The organism is Pseudonocardia sp. Cha107L01 (assembly GCF_052566575.1).
In genome coordinates, this window is the sequence record NZ_CP199579.1 from 4,490,444 (window position 1) to 4,515,664 (window position 25,221).

Annotated in this window: 19 protein-coding genes; 6 read left to right on the forward strand and 13 right to left on the reverse strand. The window is 71.3% G+C overall.

All coding sequences use genetic code 11. From position 1 onward, the window contains the following. Window positions 1-79: 79 nt before the first annotated feature. The gene (locus ACTXG6_RS21175; RefSeq protein WP_445189529.1) at window positions 80-1,561 is read right to left on the reverse strand and encodes an MDR family MFS transporter; all 1,482 of its coding nucleotides are present in this window, start codon (window positions 1,559-1,561) and stop codon (window positions 80-82) included. 83 nt (window positions 1,562-1,644) lie between these two features. Between ACTXG6_RS21175 and ACTXG6_RS21180 the strand changes: the two genes are divergently transcribed. Then, window positions 1,645-2,127, forward strand: coding sequence for a MarR family winged helix-turn-helix transcriptional regulator (locus ACTXG6_RS21180; RefSeq protein ID WP_445189530.1), 483 nt, complete (start codon window positions 1,645-1,647; stop codon window positions 2,125-2,127). A gap of 128 nt (window positions 2,128-2,255) precedes the next feature. After that, a complete protein-coding gene (locus ACTXG6_RS21185) occupies window positions 2,256-3,539 on the forward strand; it encodes an acyl-CoA dehydrogenase family protein (RefSeq protein WP_445189531.1) in 1,284 nt (427 codons plus the stop codon). Here ACTXG6_RS21185 and ACTXG6_RS21190 read toward each other — a convergent pair. From ACTXG6_RS21190 to corA, 4 genes are all read right to left on the reverse strand, one after another. Further along, window positions 3,470-4,492 (reverse strand): AraC-like ligand-binding domain-containing protein, encoded by a 1,023-nt coding sequence (locus tag ACTXG6_RS21190; protein WP_445189532.1) that lies wholly within the window; start codon window positions 4,490-4,492, stop codon window positions 3,470-3,472. The two genes, ACTXG6_RS21185 and ACTXG6_RS21190, sit on opposite strands and share 70 nt — an antisense overlap. A gap of 20 nt (window positions 4,493-4,512) precedes the next feature. Continuing rightward, entirely contained in the window at window positions 4,513-5,151 is a 639-nt protein-coding gene (locus tag ACTXG6_RS21195) for an HAD hydrolase-like protein (RefSeq protein WP_445189533.1), read from the reverse strand. A 117-nt stretch (window positions 5,152-5,268) separates the two neighbouring features. Beyond that, complete coding sequence (locus ACTXG6_RS21200; RefSeq protein ID WP_445189534.1) at window positions 5,269-6,078, reverse strand: HlyD family efflux transporter periplasmic adaptor subunit; 810 nt, start codon at window positions 6,076-6,078, stop codon at window positions 5,269-5,271. Between the two features lie 140 nt (window positions 6,079-6,218). After that, complete coding sequence (gene corA, locus ACTXG6_RS21205; protein ID WP_445189535.1) at window positions 6,219-7,253, reverse strand: magnesium/cobalt transporter CorA; 1,035 nt, start codon at window positions 7,251-7,253, stop codon at window positions 6,219-6,221. A gap of 321 nt (window positions 7,254-7,574) precedes the next feature. Here corA and ACTXG6_RS21210 point away from each other — a divergent pair, with 321 nt between their 5' ends. Together ACTXG6_RS21210 and ACTXG6_RS21215 are read left to right on the forward strand one after the other, a co-directional pair. Continuing rightward, window positions 7,575-8,375: a PIG-L deacetylase family protein gene (locus tag ACTXG6_RS21210; RefSeq protein WP_445189536.1), complete on the forward strand. Its 801-nt coding sequence runs from the start codon at window positions 7,575-7,577 to the stop codon at window positions 8,373-8,375. A gap of 80 nt (window positions 8,376-8,455) precedes the next feature. Then, on the forward strand, window positions 8,456-8,767 hold the full coding sequence (locus ACTXG6_RS21215; protein WP_445189537.1) for an antibiotic biosynthesis monooxygenase family protein: 312 nt from the start codon (window positions 8,456-8,458) through the stop codon (window positions 8,765-8,767). 195 nt (window positions 8,768-8,962) lie between these two features. On the opposite strand, the gene ACTXG6_RS21220 is transcribed toward ACTXG6_RS21215, so the two are convergent. Then, entirely contained in the window at window positions 8,963-10,114 is a 1,152-nt protein-coding gene (locus ACTXG6_RS21220) for an alpha/beta hydrolase fold domain-containing protein (protein ID WP_445189538.1), read from the reverse strand. 236 nt (window positions 10,115-10,350) lie between these two features. Here ACTXG6_RS21220 and ACTXG6_RS21225 point away from each other — a divergent pair, with 236 nt between their 5' ends. Next, window positions 10,351-10,680, forward strand: a complete 330-nt coding sequence (locus ACTXG6_RS21225; RefSeq protein WP_445189539.1) for a hypothetical protein — start codon at window positions 10,351-10,353, stop codon at window positions 10,678-10,680. A gap of 111 nt (window positions 10,681-10,791) precedes the next feature. Here ACTXG6_RS21225 and ACTXG6_RS21230 read toward each other — a convergent pair whose 3' ends face one another. From ACTXG6_RS21230 to ACTXG6_RS21255, 6 genes are all read right to left on the reverse strand, one after another. Continuing rightward, the gene (locus ACTXG6_RS21230; RefSeq protein ID WP_445189540.1) at window positions 10,792-11,817 is read right to left on the reverse strand and encodes a zinc-binding metallopeptidase family protein; all 1,026 of its coding nucleotides are present in this window, start codon (window positions 11,815-11,817) and stop codon (window positions 10,792-10,794) included. A 27-nt stretch (window positions 11,818-11,844) separates the two neighbouring features. Then, the gene (locus ACTXG6_RS21235; RefSeq protein WP_445189541.1) at window positions 11,845-12,735 is read right to left on the reverse strand and encodes a transglutaminase family protein; all 891 of its coding nucleotides are present in this window, start codon (window positions 12,733-12,735) and stop codon (window positions 11,845-11,847) included. 4 nt (window positions 12,736-12,739) lie between these two features. Next, on the reverse strand, window positions 12,740-15,304 hold the full coding sequence (locus ACTXG6_RS21240; RefSeq protein ID WP_445189542.1) for a circularly permuted type 2 ATP-grasp protein: 2,565 nt from the start codon (window positions 15,302-15,304) through the stop codon (window positions 12,740-12,742). 1 nt (window position 15,305) lies between these two features. Continuing rightward, the gene (locus ACTXG6_RS21245; protein WP_445189543.1) at window positions 15,306-18,641 is read right to left on the reverse strand and encodes a transglutaminase family protein; all 3,336 of its coding nucleotides are present in this window, start codon (window positions 18,639-18,641) and stop codon (window positions 15,306-15,308) included. Window positions 18,642-18,709: 68 nt separating this feature from the next. Continuing rightward, window positions 18,710-19,678: an alpha-E domain-containing protein gene (locus tag ACTXG6_RS21250; protein WP_445189544.1), complete on the reverse strand. Its 969-nt coding sequence runs from the start codon at window positions 19,676-19,678 to the stop codon at window positions 18,710-18,712. A gap of 10 nt (window positions 19,679-19,688) precedes the next feature. Further along, a complete protein-coding gene (locus tag ACTXG6_RS21255) occupies window positions 19,689-21,218 on the reverse strand; it encodes a circularly permuted type 2 ATP-grasp protein (protein WP_445189545.1) in 1,530 nt (509 codons plus the stop codon). 244 nt (window positions 21,219-21,462) lie between these two features. Here ACTXG6_RS21255 and ACTXG6_RS21260 point away from each other — a divergent pair, with 244 nt between their 5' ends. Next, window positions 21,463-22,506, forward strand: a complete 1,044-nt coding sequence (locus ACTXG6_RS21260; protein ID WP_445189546.1) for a hypothetical protein — start codon at window positions 21,463-21,465, stop codon at window positions 22,504-22,506. A gap of 30 nt (window positions 22,507-22,536) precedes the next feature. Here the strand turns inward: ACTXG6_RS21260 and ACTXG6_RS21265 are convergent, their stop codons facing one another. Further along, window positions 22,537-24,837 carry a transglycosylase domain-containing protein gene (locus ACTXG6_RS21265; protein WP_445189547.1) on the reverse strand — a complete coding sequence of 767 codons (2,301 nt, stop codon included), beginning with the start codon at window positions 24,835-24,837 and terminating at the stop codon, window positions 22,537-22,539. Window positions 24,838-25,221: the final 384 nt, after the last annotated feature.

Here is a 25,221-nt window from a genome sequence, read left to right on the forward strand (position 1 = left end):
TGGTTCAGGCCGCGAGTCGAACGTACCCGCGGCACCCTCGATCGGTCACCGTTCGACTGCCGGCGATCACCCGCGCGATCTACCTTGCGGGTGACCGGAGGGCCTCGTCGGTCGGAGTGGCGAGCGCCGTGTCCGGCCGGTCGGGACGCGGGCGCCGGCGGGCCGGGATCGTGCCGGCGGCGTCCACGTCGCGGATCGAGAGCGCGAACGCGATGCCGGTGAGACACAGCGCGGCGGCCACCAGGAAGGCGGCCCGGTAGGCCGTCAGGTTGGCCACCGGCTGCCCCGCGACCAGGTGGGTCGGTCCGGCGAGCACGATCGTCGTGGTCAGTACCGCGACACCGACGGCGCCGCCGAGTTGGCGCACCGCGCTGAACATCGTCGAGGCGCGACCCGTCGCCTCCGGGGACACGCTGGCAAAGGCCGCCGTCTGGGTGGGCACGAACACCTGACCCATGGCGAACCCCAGGCAGAACATCAGCAGCCGTGCCCACCAGAGGCTGGTGTGTGCGGTCATCAGGGCCAGCAGGCCGATGCAGATGCCGGCCCCGAGCAGGCCGAGGGCGATGTGCCGGCGCGGGCCGAGGCGCGGGTAGAGAACCCGGCTGGCGAGCTGGGCGCCGGCCATCACGCCGATCGCCTCCGGGAACGTGCTCAGCCCGGCGTCCAGCGCGCTCAGGCCACGACCGTTCTGGAAGTAGAGCGAGATGACGTACAGGGTGCCGAGGAAGGAGACCGAGGTCAGTACGACGACGCCGTTGCACGCGCGGAAGAGGCGGTCGGACATCAGCCGCAGGTCCACCATCGGCGCGCGGGTCCGCAGCTCGACAACGACCATGGCGACGAGCAGCAGCAGCCCACTGGCGATCGAGACGAGTACCGGCACCGTGGACCAGCCCAGATTCGGCCCCTCCGACAGCCCGTACATGAGCAGTCCCAGCCCGGCGCCGGAGAGCAGGAACCCGGCGAGGTCGAACCGACCGGGGTGACCCTCGGCGCTCCGGTCCAGGCACAGCAGCCCGAAGAGGAACGCCGCGATGCCGATCGGCACGTTGACGTAGAAGACCCACCGCCAGGACAGGCTGTCCACCAGCAGCCCGCCGACGACCGGGCCCAGCGCCGGCGCGAGCGTCGTCGGCACCGTCAGGATGGCCGACGCCCGGATGCGCTCCCGAGGTGGGAACGCGCGGAACAGCATGGTCATGCCGACCGGGGCCAGCATGCCGCCGCCGATGCCCTGCAGGACCCGGAAGGCCACCAGTTGATCGAGGGTCGACGCGATGCCGCACAGGGCCGAGGCCACGGTGAAGACGACGATGGCGGTGAGCATCACCCGCTTCCCGCCGAACCGGTCGCCGAGCCAGCCCGAGGCCGGGATGAACACGGCCAGGCTGACCAGGAAGGCGATCGAGATGCCGTCGACGGCGGTCGGGCTCACCGAGAAGTCTCGGCCGATGGTCGGCAGCGCCACGTTCACGATGGTGGCGTCCATGATGCTCATGAACATGGCGGCGACGAAGACGACGCTCACCGCCACCTTCTGCCCGACCCGAGCCCGCACAGCTATTCTCCTGCCATCATTACTCCGGAGGTTCCGGATAGTGAGGGTACTCAGTATTTCGGGGGAGGTGCGGTGGTTCCGCCGTGAGACCTGACACTGGCAACGACCTGGTCGACGCGATCCTGCACGCGGCCCACCGGATCCGCACCGCCGCGGACGCCGACCTGCGCAAGGGCGGCCTCTCGCTGCCCGGCTACAAGCTCCTCAAGGCACTCGCCCGCGAGGACCGTTCGATGCGCGAGATCAGCGATGTGCTGCACGTGTCGCCGCGCACCGTCACCGACATCATCGACGGGCTCGAGGCCCGGGACCTGGTGGTCCGGTGCGCCCACCCGTCCGACCGCCGGGTGACGCTGCTGCACCTCACCGAGGCCGGCGCCGTGCGGCTGGCCGAGGCCGCGGTCGGTGCCGAGCAGGCCAGCGACGCGGCGATCAGTGCGTTGGGCGAGGAGGAGCAGCGAATCCTGCGCGGTCTGCTGGCCCGGGTCGCCGTTTCGGCCCCGCCCTCGCCGGATCGCGCCTCGGCGGGCGGATCGGATCACCGGACGGCGACGCCGCGCGGCTGAGCGGCGCCCGGCGCGGCCGTGCGCGCGGTGCCAACTCGCTGTGCGCGGACGGTCAAGACGGTGGGCCGTCCCGGGGGCAGCCTTGGCCTGGTCGTCGGTGCGGCGACCGCAGCGGCGAGGAGACCGGCATGGCCATCGACTTCACCCTGACTCCCGAGCAGCGCGAGCTGAGTCTCGCCGCCCGGGACTTCGCGCGGAAGGTGCTCACCGAGGTGGGGCCGGCGACCCGGGGGCTGGGCACCGCCGAGGAGCGGTGGAAGGCGACCAAGCCGATCTACGAGCAGGTCGTCGCGGCGGGCTGGCTGCGCCGGATCCTGCCCGTCCCGGTCGGCGGCCAGTGCCGGGGCATGGTCGATCTCGCGGTCATCGCGGAGGAGTTCGTCGCGGTGGACGCGAACGTGTCGCTGACCCTCTTCGCGGTCACCCTGGGCCTCACGCCGCTGATGGCCGCCGGTAGCCCGGAGCAGCTGGAGCAGCACCTGGGGCCGTTCCTGGAACCCGCCGGTGCACCGCTGGCGGCGTTCGCGTTCAGCGAGCCGGGCGGCAGTGCGAACTTCGACGCCCCGGCGCCGGCCGAGGGGGTGCGCACCACGGCCGTGCTGGACGGCGACGAGTGGGTGATCAACGGTGCCAAGAAGTGGGTGTCCAGCTCCGGCGGTTGGGACGGCACCGGGCCGGACCTGCTCGCGGTGGTCTGCCGGACCAGCTCCGACGCGCCGCCGGACGGGGCACTCTCGGTGATCCTGGTGCCCGGCCCGATCGAGGGGCTGGTGCTGGAGGAGAGCCTCGAGCTGCTCGGCCACCGCGCGCACCAGACGCCGACCGTCTCGCTGCGCGACGTGCGGGTGCCGAAGGGAAACATCCTGGGTGGCCCCGGTGCCGGTCGCCAGATCGTGGCCGGCAGCTTCGTGCCCACCGCCGCGCTGGTCGGGGTGTTCGCGCTGGCCAAGATGCGTGCCGCGTTCGAGTTCGCGCTCGAGTTCGCCGGCACGCAGCGCCGAGGGGGAGCGGTGCCGGTGATCGAACACCAGGCGGTCGGCTACGCCCTCGCCGACGCGAAGGGGGCCATGGAGGCCGTCCGCTACCTGTGCTGGAAGGCCTGCCACGCACTCGACACCGGCTCGCCGGCCGCCGCGGAGCTGGCCCTGCACGCCAAGATCTTCGGCTCGGAGACCGCCGTGCGGGTGATCACCGACCTGATGCGGGTGGTCGGCATCGAGAGCTACGGCGAGGGGAGCCCGCTCGCCGAGATCCTGCGCGACGCGCTGGTCTACCCGCTGTTCGACGGGGGCAACATGGGGATCCGCCGCCGGCAGCTGCACGCGATGCTGGCCGCCCCCGGCTACGACCCGTCGGCCACCTGGCTCGGTGCCGGCGGCCCTGGCGACACTGCCCCCGGCGAGGGCGGCTGAGCGGTGTCCGGGACCGGCCGGCCGCGCAGGTCGCGGGGGGCGACGCCGAACTGGCGCCGGAAGGCACGGCTGAACGACGCCGGGTCGGGGTAGCCGTGCCGGGCGGCGATCTCGGTGATCGACGCCCCGGTGCGCGGATCGGCGATCAACCGGGCGCACCGGTCCAGCCGCATCGTCCGCACGGTCTCGGCGAAGGGCCGGGTGTGCTGCTCGAACAGCTTGTGCAGCAGTCGGGGGGAGATCGCGAAACGCCGGCACACCGTCGACACCGACAGGTCCGGGTCGGCGAGGTTCGCCGCGACGAAGCGCAGGATCGCGGCCCGGGTGCCCTCGTGCGGCGTCCGGTCCAGCGAGGCCTGCCCCGCTGCCGTCGCCATCGCCACGGCCGCCACGGCGCAGAAGGACTGCTCCAGCTCCGCGGCCGCGCAGCTGCCGGTCGACTCGTCCAGCTCCCACAGCGAGCGCATCAGCGCCGAGACGACCCGACCGGTACCCGTGGTGGCATCGATGCCGATTCCGGTGCCGACGCTCGGGTCGGTCAGCCGGGTCCGCAGTTGCTCGTGCGGGACGCGGAAGGAGAGCATCCGCCAGTCGGCATCGAAGTCGAAGAAGTACGGCTCGGTGGTGTCCACCACGGCGAACTGGCCGCGCTCGACCAGCGACTCGTGCTGTCCCTGGCGCACCAGGCAGCGTCCGGACAGCTGCAGGTTCACGAAGTAGAACTCGCCCCGTGAGCTGCTGACCTCACGCCGGCCGTGCGCCACCCGCTGGGGCTGGGACCGGATCCGCGCCCGGTTCAGCGTGCCCAGCGCCCGCGCCTCGACCTGGCTCGAGAAACCGGAGCGCTCGATGGTCCGCTCCGGGGCCAACGGGACGAACGCCTGGCAGATCACCTCGCGCCAGTAGTCGAACTGTTCACCCGACGGCCGAGCCGCGATGTCCCACACCGCCATGCCCAGCCTCCTCTCGCCGGCTACCCCAGTGCTTCGCGCAGGTCGGCCACGGTATCGCAGACCGAGGTCGCACCGGCGTCGGCGAGCTCACCGGGCTCCGCGTAGCCCCAGCCGGCGCCGATGCAGGCCAGACCGTTGGCGCGGGCGCCCACCACGTCGTGGCTGCGGTCGCCGACCATGACCGTGTCGCCTGGCGCGGCGCTCAGCTGCTGCATGGCCTCGGCGATGATGTGCGTCTTCGTCGGGCGCCCGGCGTCCGGGGTGTCGCCGACAATCGCGGCGAACAGCGGGGTCCACCCGTGGTTGTCCAGGATCCGGCGGGCGGAGAACTCGGCCTTGCTGGTCGCCAGCGCGACCCTGCGATTGCCGTCGGCGAGCGACTGGAGCAGCGCGTCCACGCCCGGGTACGGCGTCGAGCTCAGGAAGCCCCGCTCGGCGTAGATCCGGCGGTAGACGGGCATCACGACGGCGGTCGCCTCGTCGCCGACGATGGCCGGCAGGGTCTCGTACAGCGGTGGCCCGACCAGATGGCCGCCCAGGTCGGCGTCCGACCAGGCCAGCCCGAGCTCGTCGAACGCCTCGCGGAGCGAGCCAAGGATGCCCGAGGCGGAGTCCACCAGCGTGCCGTCGAGGTCCAGCAGGACGGTATGGGATTGCACCTACCCATCCTGACTCACCCGGGGGCGGGGAGGCGTCGAAAAACGGCCCGGAACGCAGTGATGCCCGCCTCGTCGGAGGCGGGCATCAGCGCAGCGTCATTCGTTCTGGTGCTGGGTTCAGTTCTTGTGGATGTGCACCGTGACGTTCATGCCGGGTACCAGGGCGAGTCCGCTGGTGTTGGTGAATGCGACGCGTACCGCGATCACCTGGGTGACCTTCTGGAAGTTGCCGGTGCTGTTGGATTCGGGGAACAGCGAGAACTGGTTCGCCGCGGCGCCCTGGATCTCCGAGACGATGCCGGTGACCGGGGTGCCGGAGAAGGCGTCGACGTCGACGTCGACCTGGGCGCCGGGGTGGATGTCGGCGACGTCGGTCTCGTCGACCCGGGCGGTCACGTAGATCTTGTTGAAGTCGTAGGCGGTGGCCAGCTGGGTGCCGGCGGTGACCCACTGTCCCTCGACGGCGTTGTTGACCGCGATGCTGCCGTTGCCGGGGGACTTGATGGTCATCTGGGGCTGGGCGCCGCTGCTGCCCATCTTGACCCGGCCCATGATCTCGTTCCGCTTGACCTGGGTGCCCTGGGTGCCGCCCCAGTCGACCAGGGTGCCGGTGGCGGGTGCGTTGATCTGCACCTTGTCACCGTCGACCTGTGCGTTGTCGGTGCTGACGAAGTTGCGCGAGTACAGGAAGTAGGCGCCACCGAAGCCCAGCGCGGCGAGCACCGCGAGGATCACGATGATGGTCAGCGCGACCCGGGTGGAGCGCTTCATCTTGCGCTTGCCGGGGGCGGCCTGCTCGGCCTCGGGGGCCGGCGCCGGGGGCGGTGCCGCCGGAGCTGGTGCCGGCGCGGTCTTCGGCGCCGATCCGTTGGTCTGGATCTTTTCCTTGGTGGCTGTGTTGGACGCTGCGCCCGGGCCTTCCACCATGACCTCCTACGTCGACGTTCCCGTGCCGTGGGTCCGACCCGCCGGCGCTTACTGCTTAGTGAACGAACCGTACCTTAAGTTTCTTCCCGCCGTACTCAAAAATCTTGTGCGGACCATGTGCCTGGGCTGAGCGGGTGACATCAGAGCCAGCCGCGTCGCTTGAATATCAGGTAGAGGATCAGTCCGAGGAGCAGCATGAGGACGACGGCCATCGGGTAGCCGAAGGTCCAGTGCAGCTCGGGCATGTGGGTGAAGTTCATCCCGTAGACGCCGGCGATGAGGGTCGGAGCGAACAGGATCGCCGCCCAGGACGAGATGCGTTTGACCTGTTCACCCTGCTTGTAGCTGGCCTCCGTCAGTCGGGTGATCTCGTCGTTCTGCCGCTGCGCGACCAGTGCGGTGTTGACCGTGAGAATGTTGGTCAGCAGCTGTCGGAAACCCTCGGTGCGCTCGACCACCCGGGTGGTGTGGTCGGCCACATCGCGCAGCATCCGGCGCAGTTCGAGATCCGCGTCACTAGCACTTTCCTTGAGCAGCGTCCGGACCTCGCCCAGGACATCCATCAGGGGTTCCACCGCGCGCTGGAACTCGATCACTTCCCGGGTCAGCTGGTAGATCCGCCGCGATGCGTCGGGGTCGCCCCCGAACACCTGGACCTCGATCTCGTCGATGTCGTTCTGCAGCCCTTCGAGCACCGGGCCGTAGTCGTCGACGACCTTGTCGAGCACCGCGTAGAGGACCGCGAACGGGCCCCGGCTGAGCAGTTCGGGCGACGCCTCGAGCCGGTGCCGGACCTCGCCGAGGTCGGGTACCTCGGCGTGGCGGACCACGATGACGAAGTCGGGACCGAGGAACAGGTGCACCTCGCCGGTCTCCACCACCTCGACCGGGTCGACGTAGCGGGCCGGGCGCAGCACGACGAACAAGGTCCGCCCGTACTGCTCCAGTTTGGGCCGCTGGTGCGCGTCGATGGCGTCCTCGACAGCGAGCGGGTGCAGGTCGAACTCCTTGGCCACCGCCCGGATCTCGTCGTCCGAGGGGCGCAGCAGACCGATCCAACAGAGGCGCTTCCCGCCGTCCGGGCCAGCGCGGAGCTCCTCACAGGTCTGTTCCAGTGAGGTCGGCGCGACAGTCCGCTTCCCGTCGATGTAGATCGCGTTGTCGACCAGCGACATGGACCCTCCGTTCTGCCCCACCCGATATCCGGTACGACGTTCCCTCGATCAGCATGGCGCAACCGTGCCGACCGCCGCTCCTGGCGGTGGGGCTGCGCTTCGCTGGTCGTCCCGCTCCCGGTCGGCGAGCAGCCGTGGGTTTGCGCACAGGTGGATTTCGCTCACCCCGGTTCTAATGGCATACTCCGTGCCGTGATCGACCGGACCAGCTACCCGTTCCCGGGTTGTTGCTGTCCGGGGTGCTGTCGCGGCTGTCGCCGCAACTGAGCCCCCCGTCGATCCCGGCCGCGTCGCGGCCCCGCACGTCTGTGGTCACCCACCATGCTCAGCACCCCCGATCTTCGCGGTCACACCGTCCTGGCTCTGCACGCGCACCCCGACGACGAGGCGATCTTCACCGGGATCACCCTGCGGCGCCTCGCCGACGCGGGCGCGCGCACCGTCCTCGTGCTGGCCACGGCCGGCGAGCTCGGCGAATCCCGGGTACCGCTGGCCCCCGGCGAAACCATCGCGAGCCGGCGCACCGCCGAGTTGGAGCGCTCGGCGGAGCTGCTCGGGGTGTCCCGGCTGGTACTGCTGGGTCGGCGGGACTCGGGGCTGCCCGGCTGGACCAGCGGATCGCACCCGCGCGCGCTGGCCGGTGCCGACCCGCTGCGGCTGGCGCGGCGGATCGCCGAGTTGGCCGTCGCCGAGGGTGCCGAGACCTTGATCTATGACGACGAGCAGGGCATCTACGGCCATCCCGACCACGTCAGCGCGCACCGGATCGGGAGCGCCGCCGCCGACCTGGTCGGGGCCTCGAGCTACCGGATGACCGTCGACCGGGAGCACCTGCACCTGAGCGCGCCGGACGGCCATCTGGTGCACGGTGCCGCCTCGGCGGCCGCGGTGCCGTTCGGCAGGACCACCGCCGAGATCACCCTCGCGGTGGCCGGCGGCGCGGAGCACCTGGCCCGCAAGCGCGCGGCGATCACCGCGCACGCCAGCCAGGTCGGCGCCGAGCACCTGCCCGTGGCGGACTTCGACGCGGCCTACGGGATCGAGTGGTTCCGCCACCAGGGCGCGCCCGGGGTGCTCGACATGCTCGGCAACGCACACCTGACCGCGCTCGCCCGCGCCTGAGGCGTCGACGCGCGGGTCGGCGGCCCGCAGAGTGCGGCCGACCCGGTAAATAGATATGACTTTATAGATATATTGAGTCCATGGCGGACGTGGTCTTCATCAACTGCTTCGAGGTACCGTCCGGGCGCGAGGAGGCGTTCCTCGAGCTCTGGGCCCAGATCGACGGGTTCATGTGCGCACAGCCGGGGTTCCGGTGGCGCCGGCTGCACCGCTCGCTCGATCCGGCGGCCCGGCTCCGCTACGTGAACGTGGCCGGTTGGGACTCCGCCGAGCGGTTCGACGCCGCGCACGGGGCTGAGTTCCGCCGGCTGCAGTCCCAACCGGGGTGGCTCGAGTTCCCGGCGCTGCCCGCGCTGTACTCCGTCGAGCGTGACGACCACGCCCGTTCCTAGTGAGGCGCAAAATACCGGACTGACGTTGGTCTCGGTGGCAAGGGGACACGCCAGTCGCACGAGGGTCGACACCGGCCCGCCCCGCCAGTGACGCTGCGTCAGCCCCAGCGTTACGGCGGTGTTGTGTCCTGTTCGGAGGACGTCCCGTCCCGGCTACGTGTCTCCACGAGCTCCTGAATCGGTCCCCCACCCGGGCTACTGGCGCCTCAGGTGGCCGTTCAGGAACGTGACGATGTGGTTCATGACCTCCTGGGTGGACCAGGGCAGCGCGGCGGCCGGACCGTTGAGGAAGGCGAGGTCGCCGTGGTTGGCGCCGGTCAACACGTAGCGGGTGCTGTCCACGCCGGCGGCGAGCAGTGCGGTGTGCAGCAGCAGCGTCTGACTCGGCGAGACGAGCTTGTCGGCACTGCCGTGCATGATCAGGAACGGCGGAGCGGCATTCGTGACGTACGTGATCGGGTTCGCCCTGGCGTCCGCCGCCGGGTCGTCCAGGATGGACCTGCCCGAGCTCACGCCGGCCCAGCGCGCGAGGGAGTTGCCCGGCAGGTAGGTGTACCGCTGCATGGCGGGGTCGAAGTCGGCGGCGAGTTTGTCCAGGTCGGACGGCCCGAACTTGTCCACAACCGCCTGCACCGCACTGCTCTGGTCCAGGTTGGCGCCGACGTCGAACTGGGTGCGGCCGTTGGTGGTGCCGACCATTGATGCGAGATAGCCACCGGCCGACTCACCCCAGACGGCCACCTGGTTCGGGTCGATCCGGTACTGGCCGGCGTGTGCCCGCAGGTAGCGGATCGCGGACTTCACATCGGCCACACCGTCGGCGTAGGTCGCTCCGTCGGGCACCGTCCGGTACTGGATGCTGGCGACGGCGTAGCCCGCCTCCGCGACGTAGGTGCGCAGGTTGAGCCCGTTCTCCTTGGGTGCCATCACAAAGCCGCCGCCGGTGACGTAGACGACCAGCGGCTTGGGGCCGTCGGTCTTCGGGACCTGGATGTCCAGCTTCAGTGGCAGCGCGGTGCCGCCGGTGCCGGTCGGGGTGGCGAAGACGATGTCGGAGTAGGTGTCCAGCGCGGTCCGGCCGCACTGGATCTGCGGGCCGTTCAGGTTGGTCAGCACTGTGCTGGTGCTGGTGTCGCTGGGGGCGACGGAGGTTGCCATGGTGATCGCCTGGCCGGCGGGCGGCCCCGCGGTCCCGGTCGGGAGCGTGGCCGTCGGGCAGTCGTGCGGCGGGGTTGCGCTCGGCGCCGCCGCGCCGGTGCCCTGACCGGGCGACGAACACGCGGCCAGCGTCGCGGCCACCGCGACCGTGCCGGTCAGCGTGGCGATCAGCGTCGTGAAGCCGGGCATCGCAGGTGCTCCTGTCAGGTGATCTGACTACTTATGTATAAGTATATAGATATCTGGAACCTCTCCGGTGGCCGGCGCGACAACCTGCACCGGGTGCGGCTGGGCAACAGAGCCGGGCACCGGATTAGGGTTCAGGTGTCGACGGGATTGTGCACGTTCCCGGTGTGCTGAGGAGGCGGTGACCCATCACCGGCGCGGAGGTCTGGACCAGCGACGACTGCGCGCGGGCCTGGGGGGTGAAGACCACCACGTGGCTGGGCTACGTCTCGCGCGGGCAGGCCCCGCCGCCGCTGCCCGGCCTGGACGAGAAGCGCCGCCGCCGCTGGGACGCCGAGCAGGTGCGCGAGTTCCCGCGTCCCGGGGCCGGGCGTTCCCGGGCCGGCGCCGGCCCGGCGGCCGAGGGGTTGCTCGCCGAGATGGCCGAGGTGGCCGCCCGGATCGAGGAGCTCCGCGAGCGCCAGCGCGGGCTGTTGGCGGCGGGCAGGGACCAGGGACTGGAGATCCGCGCGATGGCCCGCGCGCTGAAGATCTCCCCGCAGACCGCGTACAGCTGGCTGGGCGACTGAGCCCGCCCGCTCGTCCCTACCCGGCGCGCACAGACCGGCCGCGGGCCGCACAGACCGTGCAACCTCTGTGCGGCGGGCAGCAGGTCTGTGCCGGCGCGTAGTTGTGTGGCGCTAGGCGGAAGCGGGGTGGTTGGCAGTGCTGGCCATGATCGCCCGGTGGACCCAGGTGAGCTTCTCGACGACGGCCGGGCTGAGCACGAACGGGTACAGCGGGTCCCGGCCCATGCTGCGGTTGACGGCGTTGAGGGCGTAGGTCAGCGGCAGCCAGTCGTCCAGGATCGACTCGAACGGCTCGCGGTCGACGTGCGCCGCGGGGTCGGCGGACAGTGCCTGCTCGGCGGCGTCGATGCGGATGCCGAAGGCGGCGGCGGTCTGCAGCGTGTCCCGGATGTGCAGGTAGTGCGCGAAGGTCTCCGCCCAGTCCTCCCACGGGTGCATCGTGGCGTACGCGCTGACGTGCTCGCTGCGCCAACCGGGCGGCGCGCCCTGGTCGTAATGCCGCGACACCGCCTCGGCGTAGTCGGCCCGCTCGTCGCCGAACAGCGCCCGGAACCCGGCCAGCCGCTCGGTCGGCTCGACCAGCACGGTCCAGTAGTAGTGCCCGGTCTCGTGGCGCAGGTGGCCGAGCATGGTGCGGTAGGGCTCACCCATCTCCTGGCGGACCTGCTCGCGGTGCGGGTCGTCGGACTCGGCCAGGTCGATGGTCACGATGCCGTCCTCGTGACCGATCATCACCAGCACACCGTTGCTGGAGAGCAGGTCGTAGCCGAGGCCACCGGGCCTGTCCTCCCAGGACTCCACCGGCAGGCCCAGGTCGAGCAGCTGGAACACCACCCGCCGTTTGGCGGACTCGGCGTCGGCGAAGGCGGCCAGCGCGGTCTCGTCGGAGTCCGACGGCCGGGTCCGGGTCAGCCGGCAGGACCGACACAGCGCGTCGGGGTCGGTGTCGGTCCCCGGCACCAGCCAGTTGCAGACCGCCACCGCCTGGTTCGCGCAGCGCCGGGCGCCGGTGGTGTTGTCGAACTTGACCAGGGTGAGCTGTTCGGTATCGAAGCCCAGGCCGAGCCCGCAGCGCAGGCACGTGGTGTTCTCGAAGAACACCAGCTGGGAACATCGGGGGCAGCGGAAGGAGAGCACGTTCTTTAATACCCCGATCCGGCGAGGCTAGTCAGGATCGTCCACCGGGATCACGTCGACGCTGACCCGCAGGTCCTGGACGTCGCCCTCGGTGAAGATCACTCCCTTGAGCGGCGGTACGTCGGTGTAGTCGCGGCCCCACGCGGTGGTGACGTAGCGGTCGTTGACCAGTTGGTCGTTCGTGGGGTCGACATCGACCCAGCCGGCGCCGGGCACGAAGGCCGACACCCAGGCGTGCGACACGTCGGCGCCGGCGATGCGGGCCTTGCCGGGTGGCGGCCGTGTCTCCAGGTACCCGCTGACGTAACGCGCGGCCAGCCCGAGCGAACGCAGGCAGCCGATCGCCACGTGCGCGAAGTCCTGGCAGACGCCGGCCCGGCGCGCGAACACCTCGTCGATCGTCGTCTTGACCTCGGTGGCGCCGGGCAGGAACTCGAAGTCGCGGTAGATCCGGGAGGCCAGGTCGGTGACGGCGGCGAGTACCGGCTGTCCGGGCGGGAACGACTGCGCCGCGTACTCGGCGAGTTGCTCCGACAGCGTCACCAGCGGCGAGTCGAGCACGAACTGGCGGGCCTCGAGCAGCTCGCCGACCGTGTCGGCCCTGAGCCGGTCGCGGGCCTGCTCCCAGCCGAGCTCGAGCGCCGGTGCCGCCTCGACCCGTCGGCCGTGCACCCGGACCAGGCTGGTCGCGGTCACCGACAGTCGGGTGTGCGGCGCGAGCACGGCGAAGTAGGCGACCCTGTTGCCGAAGAAGTCGATCCGCTGGCGCAGGTCGTGCGGCGCCGGGTCGATCATCAGTTCGCTGCGCACACAGGCCTGGCCGGGCAGGTCGCGGGGCAACATGATGATCTCGCCGAAACTGGACGAGACCGTCGACGGGTAGCGGTACTCGGTGCGGTGGGTGACCTCGTATGCCATCTCGTCAGACCAGTCGCAGGTGGGTGGTGTGGCCGGTGCCGGCCGGGGTCGGCATCGGTTGCTGCGGCAGCAGGTGGGTGAAGTGCGCGGTGTCCAGCGCGTCGCCGGTCCGCTCCAACAGCCCGGACAGCCGGTCCAGGAACGCCGCCACGCCGGGCCGGCCGCCGTCGGAGTCGGCCTCGGCCAGCGGGATGAGGTCGGTCAGCCGCAGGGCGGTCGAGGTCTCCAGCACCAGCCGCTCCGGCTCGGTCAGCCGGGCGGCGCCGTCCCGGCGGGAGATCGCGGCGACGTCCTCGCCGAGCCGGTCCACCTGATAGCCGACCGAGCGGGGGTTGTCCGGGTCGAGCAGCAGCAGGTCCAGGACGGTCGCGAGCTGGGCGTGCGAGCGGTAGCGGCGCCGGTAGGTGATGATCGACTCGGTTGAGGTGAGCACCGACTCCAGCAGCAGGCTGTCGGTGGCGGTGTCGCGGGCGAGGGTGACGGTGGACCGCAGCAGCGCGCAGACCTGCAGCGCCCGTTCCAGCCGCCGCCCGGCGTTCATGAACCGCCAGCCCTGGTCACGCACCATGCTCTCGCTGGCCAGACCGCTGAGTGCGAGCAGGCTGGTCAGGACGCGGGACAGGGTGCCCGAGGCCAGCGCGGCGCCCCTGGCCGGATCGGCCGGGTCCAGCAGCTCCCGCTCGAGCGCGCCCAGCACCAGCCAGATGTCCCCGGAGAGCTGGTCGCGCACCGGGTACGCGGCGTCGCGGAGCCGGCGCACCGCGAAGGCCAGGCTGCCGGTCCGCGAGGAGTCCTTGAGCAGGTCGAGCAGCGCGCCGCTGATGTCGGCGTCGTCGGGCTGGAAGCCCGGGTGGGTACCGGTGACCTGGGCCAAGGCGCCGAGCAGTGAACGCAGGCAGGCGGTGCCGGCCGGGTTGACCCCGTCCGGGAAGTCGTTGCGCCGGTCGCTGACCACCCGCAGTAGCCGGCCCACCGCCTCGGCGCGCTCCGCGTAGCGACCCAGCCAGAACATGTTCTCGGCCGCCCGCGACGACATCGCCTGCTCCGAGACGACCTGCCGCCCGGTGCGCAGCCAGAAGCCGGCGAGGTCCTCCGGCTCCGAGGCCAGCACCCAGAGGTCCTTGTACACCGCGCTGTCCCGCTTGGCGATGAACTCGCCGCCGGCCGAGGTGGCCACGCTGGCCAGGCCGCCGGGCATCGCCACGTAGGACTCGTGCCGGGCGACCAGGAAGGCCCGGGTCACCGCGGGCCGGGGCTCCAGTCCGGCCTCGGTCAGTGCGGGCACGGTGGCCAGGTCCAGGCGTTCCTGGCCGACCCAGCCGTACGGGCGGGCCTCGATGCGGTGCCGCAGCTCGTCGAGCTCGGCGGCGCTGAGCTGCCAGCCGAGCTTGGTCTGCGCACCCCGCTCGCGGCCGATCGACTTCACCACCAGCCGGTCCAGGTGTGCCAGCACGTGCCGGCGGCCGTCCTCCTCGCCGCACCACCAGGTCGGCACCGAGGGCAGCCGCAGCGGCTGGCCGAGTAGGCGTTCACACAGCCGGGGCAGCACCGACAGCAGGCCGGGGTTCTCCAGCACACCGCTGCCCAGCGTGTTCACCACCGCCACGCTGCCGCTCCGGCAGGCCTCGACCAGCCCGGGCACCCCGAGCAGCGACTCCGAGCGCAGCTCAAGCGGGTCGCAGTAGGAGCTGTCCACCCGGCGCAGGATCACGTCGACCGGCTCCAGCTGGCCGAGCGAGCGGATCCAGACCCGGCCGTCGCGCACCGTGAGGTCGGCGCCCTCGACCAGCGAGTAGCCCAGGTAGGAGGCCAGGAACGCGTGCTCGAAGGCGGTCTCGCTCCACGGGCCGGGGGTGAGCACCACGATCCGGGGCTCGCCGGCCGTGGGCGGCGCCGCCGCCTGCAACGCCGTGCGCAGGGTGCGGAAGAACGGTGCCAACCGGTGGACCTGGGCGTCGCGGTACATGCTGGGGAACACCCGGGACACCACCACCCGGTTCTCCAGCGCGTAGCCGAAGCCGGACGGGGTCTGGGTGCGGTCGGACAGCACCCACCAGCCGCCGCCGGCATCGCGCGCCAGGTCGGCGGCGCAGGCGAACAGCTGCTGCGAGCCGGGGATGCGGATCTGGTCGGCCGCGCGCAGGAACCCGGGGTGGCCGAACACCAGCTCGGGCGGCAACAGGCCGCCGCGCATCAGCTGCCGGGGCCCGTAGATGTCGGCCAGCACCAGGTTCAGCAGCTCGGCGCGCTGGATGAGACCGCGCTCGACCTCGGCCCACTGCGCACTGCCGAGCAGCAGCGGGACCGGGTCCAGCTCCCAGCGCCGCCCGGTGCCGGGCTCACCGGCGGCGAGCTGGTAGTCGACGCCGTCGTTGGCGAGCAGCCGGGCCGCCTCGGCGCGGCGCTGGGTCAGCTGGTGGTGGCCGAGCCCGTCGAGCACCCGGCCGACGTGCGTCCAGTGCTCCTGGAGCCGTCCGCCGCCGTCGACCATCTCGTCGTGCACCGCCGGGAGCGGTTGGTAGCCGGCGAGCAGCCCTATCGGCGTGGCGGTCGCCGGCTCAGCGGGCACGTCATCTCACCGTGCCGGTACTGGCCGCTCCAGGTGCTCGTCGCAGGTCCACGGTGTAAGGGTACTCATCGCCGCCCGGGGTCGGCACGATCGCCGCCGCCAGGTCGACCGGACCGTCGGTGTGCCGGTCGTAGCGGAACCGGCTGGCCCGCCGCGCCTCCGCCTCGTTGGCGTTCACCGGGAAGTGCTCGTAGCTGGTGCCGCCGGGATGCGAGACGTGGTACGTGCAGCCGCCGAGCGAGCGCCCGTTCCAGCGGTCCATCAGGTCGAACACCAGCGGCGCGTGCACACCGATCGTCGGGTGCAGGGCGGAGTGCGGCGCCCAGGCCCGGTAGCGCACCCCGGCCACGAACTCGCCGGGCGTGCCGGTGGGCCGCAGCGGTACCGCGACGCCGTTGCAGGTGACCAGGTGGCGCCCGGCCGTCATCCCGGTGACCAGTACCTGCAGCCGCTCGACCGAGGAGTCCACGTAGCGCGCCGAGGTGGTGAGCGCGACCTCCTCGCCGAGCACCGGCCACGGCTCGATGGCGTTGCGCAGCTCGAGGGTGACGCCGGCGACGTCGGTCGTCCCGATCAGCGGGAACCGGAACTCCAGGAACGGGGCCAACCACTCCTGCCGGAACGGGTAGCCGTGCGCCCGAAGGTCGGCGGTGACCTCCGCGATGTCCGCCGCCACGTACGCCGGCAGCAGGAACTTGTCGTGCAGCTCGGTGCCCCAGCGCACCAGCGGCCCCGCGTACGGCTCCCGCCAGAACCGCGCGACCAGCGCCCGGACCAGCAGCGACTGCACCAGTGCCATCCTCGGGTGCGGCGGCATCTCGAACGCGCGCAGCTCGAGCAGGCCCAGCCGGCCGCGTTCGGTACCGGGGCTGAACAGCTTGTCGATGCAGAACTCGGCGCGGTGGGTGTTGCCGGTGATGTCCACCAGTAGGTGGCGCAGCAGCCGGTCGGCCATCCACGGCCGGCTCTCGCCATCGGAGCTGGTGCTGTGCTTCGCCAGTTCGTCGAAGGCGATCTCGAGCTCGTAGAGCGCCTCGTCGCGGCCCTCGTCGACCCGGGGCGACTGGCTGGTCGGTCCGACAAAGCGCCCGGAGAACAGGTAGGACAGCGCCGGGTGGTGCTGCCAGAAGGTGATCATGCTGCGCAGCAGGTCGGGGCGGCGCAACAGCGGGCTGTCCGGCGCACTCGCCCCGCCGAGCGTCACGTGGTTGCCGCCACCGGTGCCGGTGTGGCTGCCGTCAAGGTCGAACTTCTCGGTGCCGAGGCCGACCCCGCGGGCGTCGGAGTAGAGCCCGGTCACCGTGCCGACCAGCTCCGCCCAACTGGCCGAGGGGTGCACGTTCACCTCGATCACCCCGGGGTCGGCGCCGACCACCAGGCGGACCAGCCTCGGGTCGTTCGGCGGCGCGTAGCCCTCGATCACCACCGGGCAGCCCACCTCGGTGACGGCTGCCTGCACAGCGCCGAGCAGCTCGACGGCGTGCTCCAGGTACTCCATCGGCGGCAGGAACACGTGCAGGCGGCCCTCGCGCACCTCCACGCACAGCGCGGTCGGCTGTGCCTGTTCCGGCGGCACGACAGCGGCCTGCGGCACGGGCGCGGCACCCTCGCGCACCAGCTCCGACGCGCTGGGCAGCTCTCCGCGCTTCTCGAAGGTGGACCGCTCCGGGTCCGGCGGCAACGGCTTCCAGCTCATCGAGGCCAGCGGCAGCCGCAGCCCCATCGGCGAGTCGCCGGGGCGCAGCATGAGGTGCTTGCGGCGCAGCGCCCACCGGGTGGTGGCCCAGCCGCCGCCACCGGAGTGGATGCGGTGCACGAAGACCGTCCAACCCGTCGGCGCGCCGCGCTCGGCGTCCAGCGCGGCGACGATCCGGGCCCTGGTGTCCGGCTCGGCCAGCGCCGGGTCGGTCGGGTCGACGTCGTAGGGCGGCGGCGGCCCGCCCGGCAGCAGCGCCTCGGCGGCCAACCGGTCCAGTGGGTCCTCGTAGGCGGGCAGGCAGTACTCGGCCTCGATGCCGAGGCGGTCGGCGATGCCCAGCAGCAGCGCCTTCGCGTCCTCGGCGCTGGAGTCACCCGGTGCCCAGGGGTCGGCCAGCAGCTCCGGCGCCAGCCACAGCGGCTCCTCGTCGGCCCGCCACAGGATGCTGATCTGCCAGCGCGGCAGCGGTTCGCCCGGGTACCACTTGCCCTGCCCGAACTGGATCAGGCCACCGGGTGCGAACCGCTCGGCGAGCTTGCCGGCCAGCCGCCAGGACAGCGCGCGCTTGCCGGGGCCGTCCGGTGCGACGGTCCACTCGTCGGACTCCATGTCGTCCACCGAGACGAAGGTCGGCTCGCCGCCGTGGGTGAGCCGGACGTCCCCGGTCTCCAGCTCCTCGTCCACCGCGACGCCGAGCGCGTCGATGTCGGCCCACTGCTTGTCGGAGTAGGGCAGCGTGACGCGCGGGCTCTCGTGCACCCTGCTGACCCGGTTGATGAAGGAGAACTCCACCTCGGCCTGTTCCAGCGCGCCGCTGATCGGGGCGGCGCTGGACGGCTCGGGAGTGCAGGCGAGCGGGATGTGGCCCTCGCCGGCGAACAGTCCGGACGTCGGGTCCAGGCCGATCCAGCCGGCGCCGGGCAGGTACACCTCGGTCCAGGCGTGCAGGTCGGTGAAATCGGCGGTGGGGCCGGCCGGGCCGATCAGCGGCTTCTCATCGGCCACCAGCTGGACCAGGTAGCCGGAGACGAACCGGGCCGCCAGCCCCAGCTTGCGCATGATCGCGACGAGCAGCCAGGCGCTGTCCCGGCAGGAGCCGAGGCGCCGCGCCAGCGTCTCCTCGGGGGTCTGCACGCCGACTTCCATCCGGGTGAGGTAGCCGATGTCGCGCTGCAGCCGCTGGTTGATGCCGACCAGGAAGTCGTTGATCGGGACACCGTCACCGGGCTTGGCGCCGAGCTCGGCCAGCCATTCGGTGAGCAGCGGCCCGGGCGGCTCGCTGGCCAGGTAGGGGGCCAGGTCGCGGGTCAGCTCCGAGTCGTACTCGAAGGGGTAGCGCTCCGCGGACTCGTCGACGAAGAAGTCGAACGGGTTGATCACGGTGAGATCGGCGACCAGGTCGACGGTGACCGTCAGGAGCCGGGCCGGCTCCGGGAACACCAGCCTGGCCAGGTAGTTGCCGTACGGGTCCTGCTGCCAGTTCAGGAAGTGGTTCTCCGGCTCGACGCGCAGCGAGTAGGACAGCACCGGCGTGCGGGAGTGCGCCGCCGGGCGCAGCCGCACGACGTGCGGGGCCAGCCGCACGGCGCGGTCGAACCGGTAGGAGGTCTGGTGCTCGAGAGCGACGTGAATGGCCAAGCTGGTCCCCCTGGTTGAAACCCTGGATGCAGTGCAGGTGTGACGGCTCTGGGGCCAGTCTGAACGCTTTAGGCGAGTTCGACCATGGCGGGTGGTGCCGCCTCCAGCCGGAAGTAGGTCTGCGCCAGCGATTCGTGCAGGGTGCCGATGCCGGACTCCAGGTCCTCGGCGAGCTCGTGCAGGTCACCGGGCGTGTCGAGCTCGGCGAGCCCCGGGTCGCGCAGCCGGGCCCGGACCCGCGCGCAGTTGGCGAGCGGTAGCCCGGCTCTGGGTAGCTGGCCCAGGGTGCGGGCGGTCGCGGCCAGGCAGAACTCGACCGATCTGGGGAACTGGGGCTGCTGCAGCAGGAAGCGCAGCGCCGCCGGCCCGGACACCCCGCTGCCCGCGCTGCGGCGGAACATCTGGTGCGCCGAGAGTGACCGCAGCACGCTCATCCAGGTCACGTCGCCGTACGGCAGGCCCTCCTCCTCGCCCGGCTGGGCGACCAGGATGCCGGCCTGCACGTCGAGCACCCGGATGGTCATGTCCGCCCGCTCCAGGTGGCGGCCGATCTGCAGGAACCCGTACGCCTCGTCCTCGCACATGGTGCCGGCCAGTGCACCGGCCAGCAGCTGGCACTGGGCGATCACCGCGTCCATCCAGTCGAGCCTGGTGCGCCGGTCGATCGACTCCGACGAGGTGGCGGTGGCCCAGTCGTGCAGCCTGTTGACCACCTGGAAGGACGCGGTGGGCAGCAGTACCCGGCTCACCTGCAGGCTCATCCTGGCCTGCGCGATGCTGGTCAGTACCGAGCCCCGGTTCTTCGGGTCGATGGCGAGGAAGGCCACCACGTCGTCCTCGTCCGGCCCGGTGTGCCGGCCGAGGAACTCCTCGCTGCAGCCGGTCACCGCGAGCAGCGGCGACCAGCCGACGCCGGCGGCCCTCGGCAGGTCGAGGAACAGCTCGGTGTGCACCCGGACCAGCCGTGCCGTCGCCTCCGCACGCTCGAGGTAGCGGCCCGCCCAGTACAGCGATTCCGCGAACCGGGATAGCAACATCGCGCGCCCCCTACCTGGCTTCCGTGCCGTCCGGACGGAGCCCCAACACCGTGGGATCGAGCACCCAGGTGTCCTTGCTGCCGCCGCCCTGCGAGCTGTTGACGACCAGCGAGCCCTCGGTCAGTGCCACCCGGGTGAGCCCGCCCTGGGTCACGTAGAGCCGCTCGCCGGACAGGATGAACGGCCGCAGGTCCACGTGCCGGGGTACCACCACACCGTCGCACAGAGTCGGCGCAGTCGACAGCGCCAGAATCGGCTGGGCGATGTGGTTGCGCGGGTCGGCCTCGATCCGCATCCGCATGGCCTCCTTCTGCGCGCGGCTGGCGAACGACCCGACGAAGACGCCCATACCGCCGGACTCGTTCGCCGGCTTGACCACCAGCTCGTCCAGGTTGGCCAGCACGTGGCGGCGCGACACGTCGTCGTGGCACAGGTAGGTGGGCACGTTGGCGATCTTGGGTTCCTCGCTGAGGTAGTAGCGGATCAGCTCCGGCACGTAGGCGTAGATGACCTTGTCGTCGGCCACCCCGGCGCCCGGCGCGTTGGCGATGGCCACGTTGCCGGCCCGCCAGGCCCGCATCAGGCCGGGCACCCCGACCAGCGAGTCCGGCCGGAACGCCTCGGGGTCCAGCCACAGGTCGTCGATCCGCCGGTAGATCACGTCCACCCGGACCGGCCCGCTGACCGTGCGCAGGTAGACGCAGTCGTCGGAGTCGACCACCAGGTCGCCGCCCTCGACCAGGTGCGCGCCCATCTGCCGGGCCAGGAACACGTGCTCGAAGTAGGCCGAGTTGAAGACGCCGGGGCTGAGCAGCGCGATGGTCGGCCACTCCGCACCGCGCGGGGACAGCGCCGCGAGCATCTCCTGCAACTTGTTCGGGTAGCTGTCCACCGGGTGGATGTCCAGGTCGCGGAACAGGTCGGCGAACACCCGCTTGGTGATCAGCCGGTTCTCCAGCATGTACGAGACGCCCGAGGGCACCCGCAGGTTGTCCTCCAGCACGTAGACCGTGCCGTCCCGGTCCCGGACCAGGTCGCTGCCGCACACGTGCGCCCACACCCCACCGGGCGGGTGGACACCCACACACTGCGGCCGGAAGTTCGCCGAGCTGGCCAGCACGTCCAGCGGCAGCACACCGTCGGCAACCACGCGGGCCGCGCCGTAGAGGTCGTCGATGAACATGTTCAGCGCGGTCAGCCGCTGCACCAGGCCGGCCGAGATCGCGCTCCACTCCTGGGTGGAGATCACCCGGGGGATCACGTCGAACGGCCAGGACCGCTCCCGGTTGTCGGCGTCGGCGTAGACGGCGAACGTGATGCCCATCGCCTTGATCGCCAGCTCCGCCGCCCGCTGGCGTTCCAGCAGGTCGTCGCCGAGCGAGGAGAGGTAGCCGAGCACACCCTCACAGGCCGAACGCGCACCGCCGCCGACCAGCATCTCGTCGAAGAAGCCCGGGCTGCGGTACTCGCTCCACAGGCCGGGCAGGCTGTCGTGAACGACGGGACCGGGGGCGTAGCGGTGTTGGTCCCGAGTAGGCATCTGTCGAACCACCTCCCGGGACAGCATCGGGCAGTCCTGTAGCCGGGAGGTTTCCCCACGGTCACAACGGCGGTGTGCGAACCGGGTGCGGGTCGGTCTGTGGCTGGAGTGCGCTGTGTGAAGCGACAACGACGCGCGGGCCGAATTTGGGTGCTCTCCCCAAGACAGCGACACCGGCCGGATGCGAGTCTTGATCGGCGCTCGGAGTCAACGGAGGGCCGGGCACCGAAGCGAGGGGATGATCATGGGCGACGCCGCCTCGACCAACCAGCTCGTCCACCTGGTCGGCAGCGTGCCGCTGGCCTCGGCCGCCGAGGTGTTCCGGGCCACCTCCGAGGTGCTGGGTGCCCACCTGCCCCGGATCCCGGACGGTGAGACCGGCGAGCGCACCAGCTGGGTCCGCTTCCAGGTCGCGCTGCTGCGGGCGAACCCGTTGATCGAGCAGAAGCCGGCCGAGGGGGCCGGGAGCACCGGGTACCAACCTCCGATGTTCCAGCTCCGGGCCGGCGCCGACCCGGCCGAGCTGGAGTTTCCCCGGCTGGGCTACGCCGACTCCGCGCTGGCCTCCTACGCCACGTTCGCCGAGCTCAAGGCCGCTGGGGTGATCCGGCCGGAGACCCGGTTCCAGGTGTCTTTGCCCACCCCGCGCGGCCCGCTGACGCTGTACGTCTCGCCGCGCGACATCGAGGCGCTGCTACCCGCGTACCGCGCGGCACTGATGCGTGAGCTGGCCGAGGTGTGCGCCGCCGTGCCGCACACCGAGCTCGCGGTGCAGTGGGACGTGGCCCCGGAGATCGGCCTGCTCGAAGGTGTGTTCCCGGCGCCGTTCGAGGGCGACCCCCAGACCGTCCTGGCACAGGCCCTGGTGGCACTCGGCGACGCCGTGCCCGAGACGGTCCCGATGGGCTACCACCTCTGCTACGGCGACTTCGGGCACCAGCACTTCGTGGAGCCGAGGGACACGGCGGTGCTGGTCGGGCTGGCCAACCGGGTCGCCGGCGGGTTGTCCCGGCCGCTGAACTGGGTGCACCTGCCGGTACCGCGGGACCGGGACGACGCCGACTACTTCGCGCCGTTGGAGGACCTGCGGCTGGCCCCGGACACGGAGCTCTACCTGGGGCTGGTGCACTCCACCGACGGCGTCGCGGGCTCGCGGCGCCGACTGGCGGCCGCCAGCAAGTTCCGGTCCGAGTTCGGCATCGGCACCGAGTGCGGCTTCGGACGCCGCGACCCGGCGACGATCCCGGCGCTGCTGGAGCTGCACCGCGACCTCATCGAAACCCGCTGACGACTCCCGCTGAAGACCGCGAACAGCGCGTCAGTTGTCGTCGCCGGAGTCGCCCGAGTCGCCGGAGTCGCTGCCCGAGTCGCTGCTGTCGGAGTCGCTCGAGTCGCCGTGGCGACGCTTGTGGTGGCTGGAGCCGTCGTCGTCGGAGTTGTCGTCATCGGAGTTGTCGTCGTCTGAGTTGTCGGAGTCGCTGTCCTGGCTGTCGCCCGAACTGCTCCTGGGTGCCGCGCCGAGCGGTACGAACTTGCTGAACTGCTCCGGCGGGGTGTTGCGCAACGCCGCGTTCATGAACTGCTGCCAGATCGAACCGGGCACCATCCGGCCGTAGATCGGACTCCCGCCGGAGGTCTTGATCGGTGAGTTGTTGTCGGTGCCGACCCAGACCGCGGTGACGATCGACGGGGTGTAACCGACCGTCCAGGCATCGTTGTTCTGGCCCTCGATGCGGCTCTGCGTGGTGCCGGTCTTGGCGGCGACCTGCCGGCCACCGGAGAGCGGGATCAGCGAGCCACTGGCCACGTTCATCATCGACTCGGTCACGTTGCGCGCGACCTGAGCATCGATCCGCTGCTCACCGGGGTTGTTGGCACCGTCATAGAGCACCCGGCCGTCCGAGGTCACGACCTTCGTGATCATGTGCGGGGCGTGGTAGAGCCCGTCCGCGGCGAAGGTGCTGTACGCCGCGGCCATGTCGCCGGGGTGCACCTCCTTGTCGCCGAGCGCGATGCCCGCGGTCGGGTTGGCCAGCAGGCTGTCGGGGATGCCGGCCTGGTGCGCCGCCTGGACGACCGCGGCCGGGCCGACCTGCACCGCGAGCCGGTAGAAGATCGTGTTGATGGACTTGGTCATGGCGGTCTTCAGGTCGCAGCTGTCGCAGCTGTCGCCGTCGGAGTTGGACACGGTCTGGCCGGCGATGGTCTGCGGCGAGGAGCCGTCGAAGTTGGTGCCCAGCCCGATCGGCGGTGTCTTCTCCAGCGCAGCCGCCATCACGAACGGCTTGAACGACGAACCCGGCTGCTTGAGCACCTGGGCGTAGTCCAGCCCGACGCCGTTCTCACCGCCGAAGTAGGCCAGGATCGCGCCGGTCCTCGGGTCGATCGAGACCAGTGCGGTGCGCAGGTTGGACGGTTGCGACTTCAGGGCCTTGGCGGAGAAGTCGGCGGCGTCCTTCTCCAACACCGGGTCGATCGTCGTGGTGATGTTCAGACCCTCCTGGTTGAGCTCCTGCTCGCTGATCCCGTCGTTCTCCAGCTCGGCCTTCACCTGGGTGTAGATGTGCCCGAGGTGGTCGCCCGGGATGCCGGCGCCGGACGACTTCTGCGCCAGCGTGGTGGGGAACTGGGCGGCCGCGCGCTCCGCCGGGCTCAACCAGTGCTGGGTCACCATGCCGTCGAGCACGTAGTCCCACCGCTGGCTGGCCTTGGCCGGGTCGGTGGCTGGGTCCCACCGGGACGGTGACTGGATCATCCCGGCCAGCAGGGCGCCCTGGGAGTAGGTCAGTTCATGTGAGTTGACTCCGAAGTACGCCTTGGCCGCCGCCTGGATCCCGTAGGCGCCGCGCCCCAGGTAGATGGTGTTCAGGTAGTCCTCGAGGATCTGGTCCTTGCTGTACTCCTTGGAGATCTTGGCGGCCGCGATCACCTCGCGGAACTTGCGCCACAGCGAGTGCTGGTCCTGCCCGGTGGTGATCTTGACGTACTGCTGGGTGATGGTCGATCCGCCGCCGACCCCGCCGGTGAGCTGGTGCCACGCGGCCCTGAGGATGCCGAGCACGTCGAAGCCGGGGTTGGAGTAGAACGACCGGTCCTCGGCGGACAGCACGGCGTACCGCACGGGCTGCGGTACCTGGTCCAGGCTGACCTTGACCCGGTTCTCCACGCCGGCCGGGCGGATGGTGGCCAGCGGCTGGCCGTTCGCGTAGGTGAGGGTGGCCACCTGGCTGGTGGACAGGTCGTCCGGGGTGGGCGCCGGGAACACCATCCAGCCGATCGCGAACGCCAGGATCGGGCCGAGGACCAGCACCCCGAGCACGATCAGAACCACCCGGCGGCCCGGCCGGCGCGGTCCGCGTGGTCCCGAGCCCGCCGGCCGCCGCCACGGTGGCACCGGTCCGCCCGGCCCCACGCCCGGCAGCCGCCGCCACAGTGGCACCGGTTCACCCGGTCCGCCCGGACCGGGCGGGCTGGGACGCTGCCCGGACACCGCCGGGGTGATGATCTCGGTCGGGGCCGCGTCCAGCGGGTCGCGGGCCGGCCGCGGGCTGCGCAGCACCCGGGTCCGGGCGGCCCACGGGCCGCCGGGTGGCGGGCCGCCGCGCGACAGCCCGCCCACCGACCTTGCGCCGGGGGGAGGGGGACCGCCGTGGGTGAGTAAGTCGGGGTCGGCTTCGGGCGGGGGAGGTGCGGGTCGGCGCGGCGCACGCCCGGCGCCCGGCGTCGCCTCGTTTCGCCAGCGCGGCGACGCCGGCGCCGGACGACCTTCCTGTCGAGGATCGCGTTGGTTGCTCACGCCGACTCCATCCAGACCAACCCGCTGCGCGGCACCGTGCGGGCGCCGTTGTTCTGGAGTCGATCGTGCCCCACTGGCATGTGAGCCCTATAAGCCGCCTGGCGCCTCAGCGCGGCGGGCCCGGGCCTGGCCGGGCCGACACGCCCGGTGAGCTGCGGTTACAGGTCATCATACTGATCAAGCTGAGAGTCGTACCAGAAATGCGCC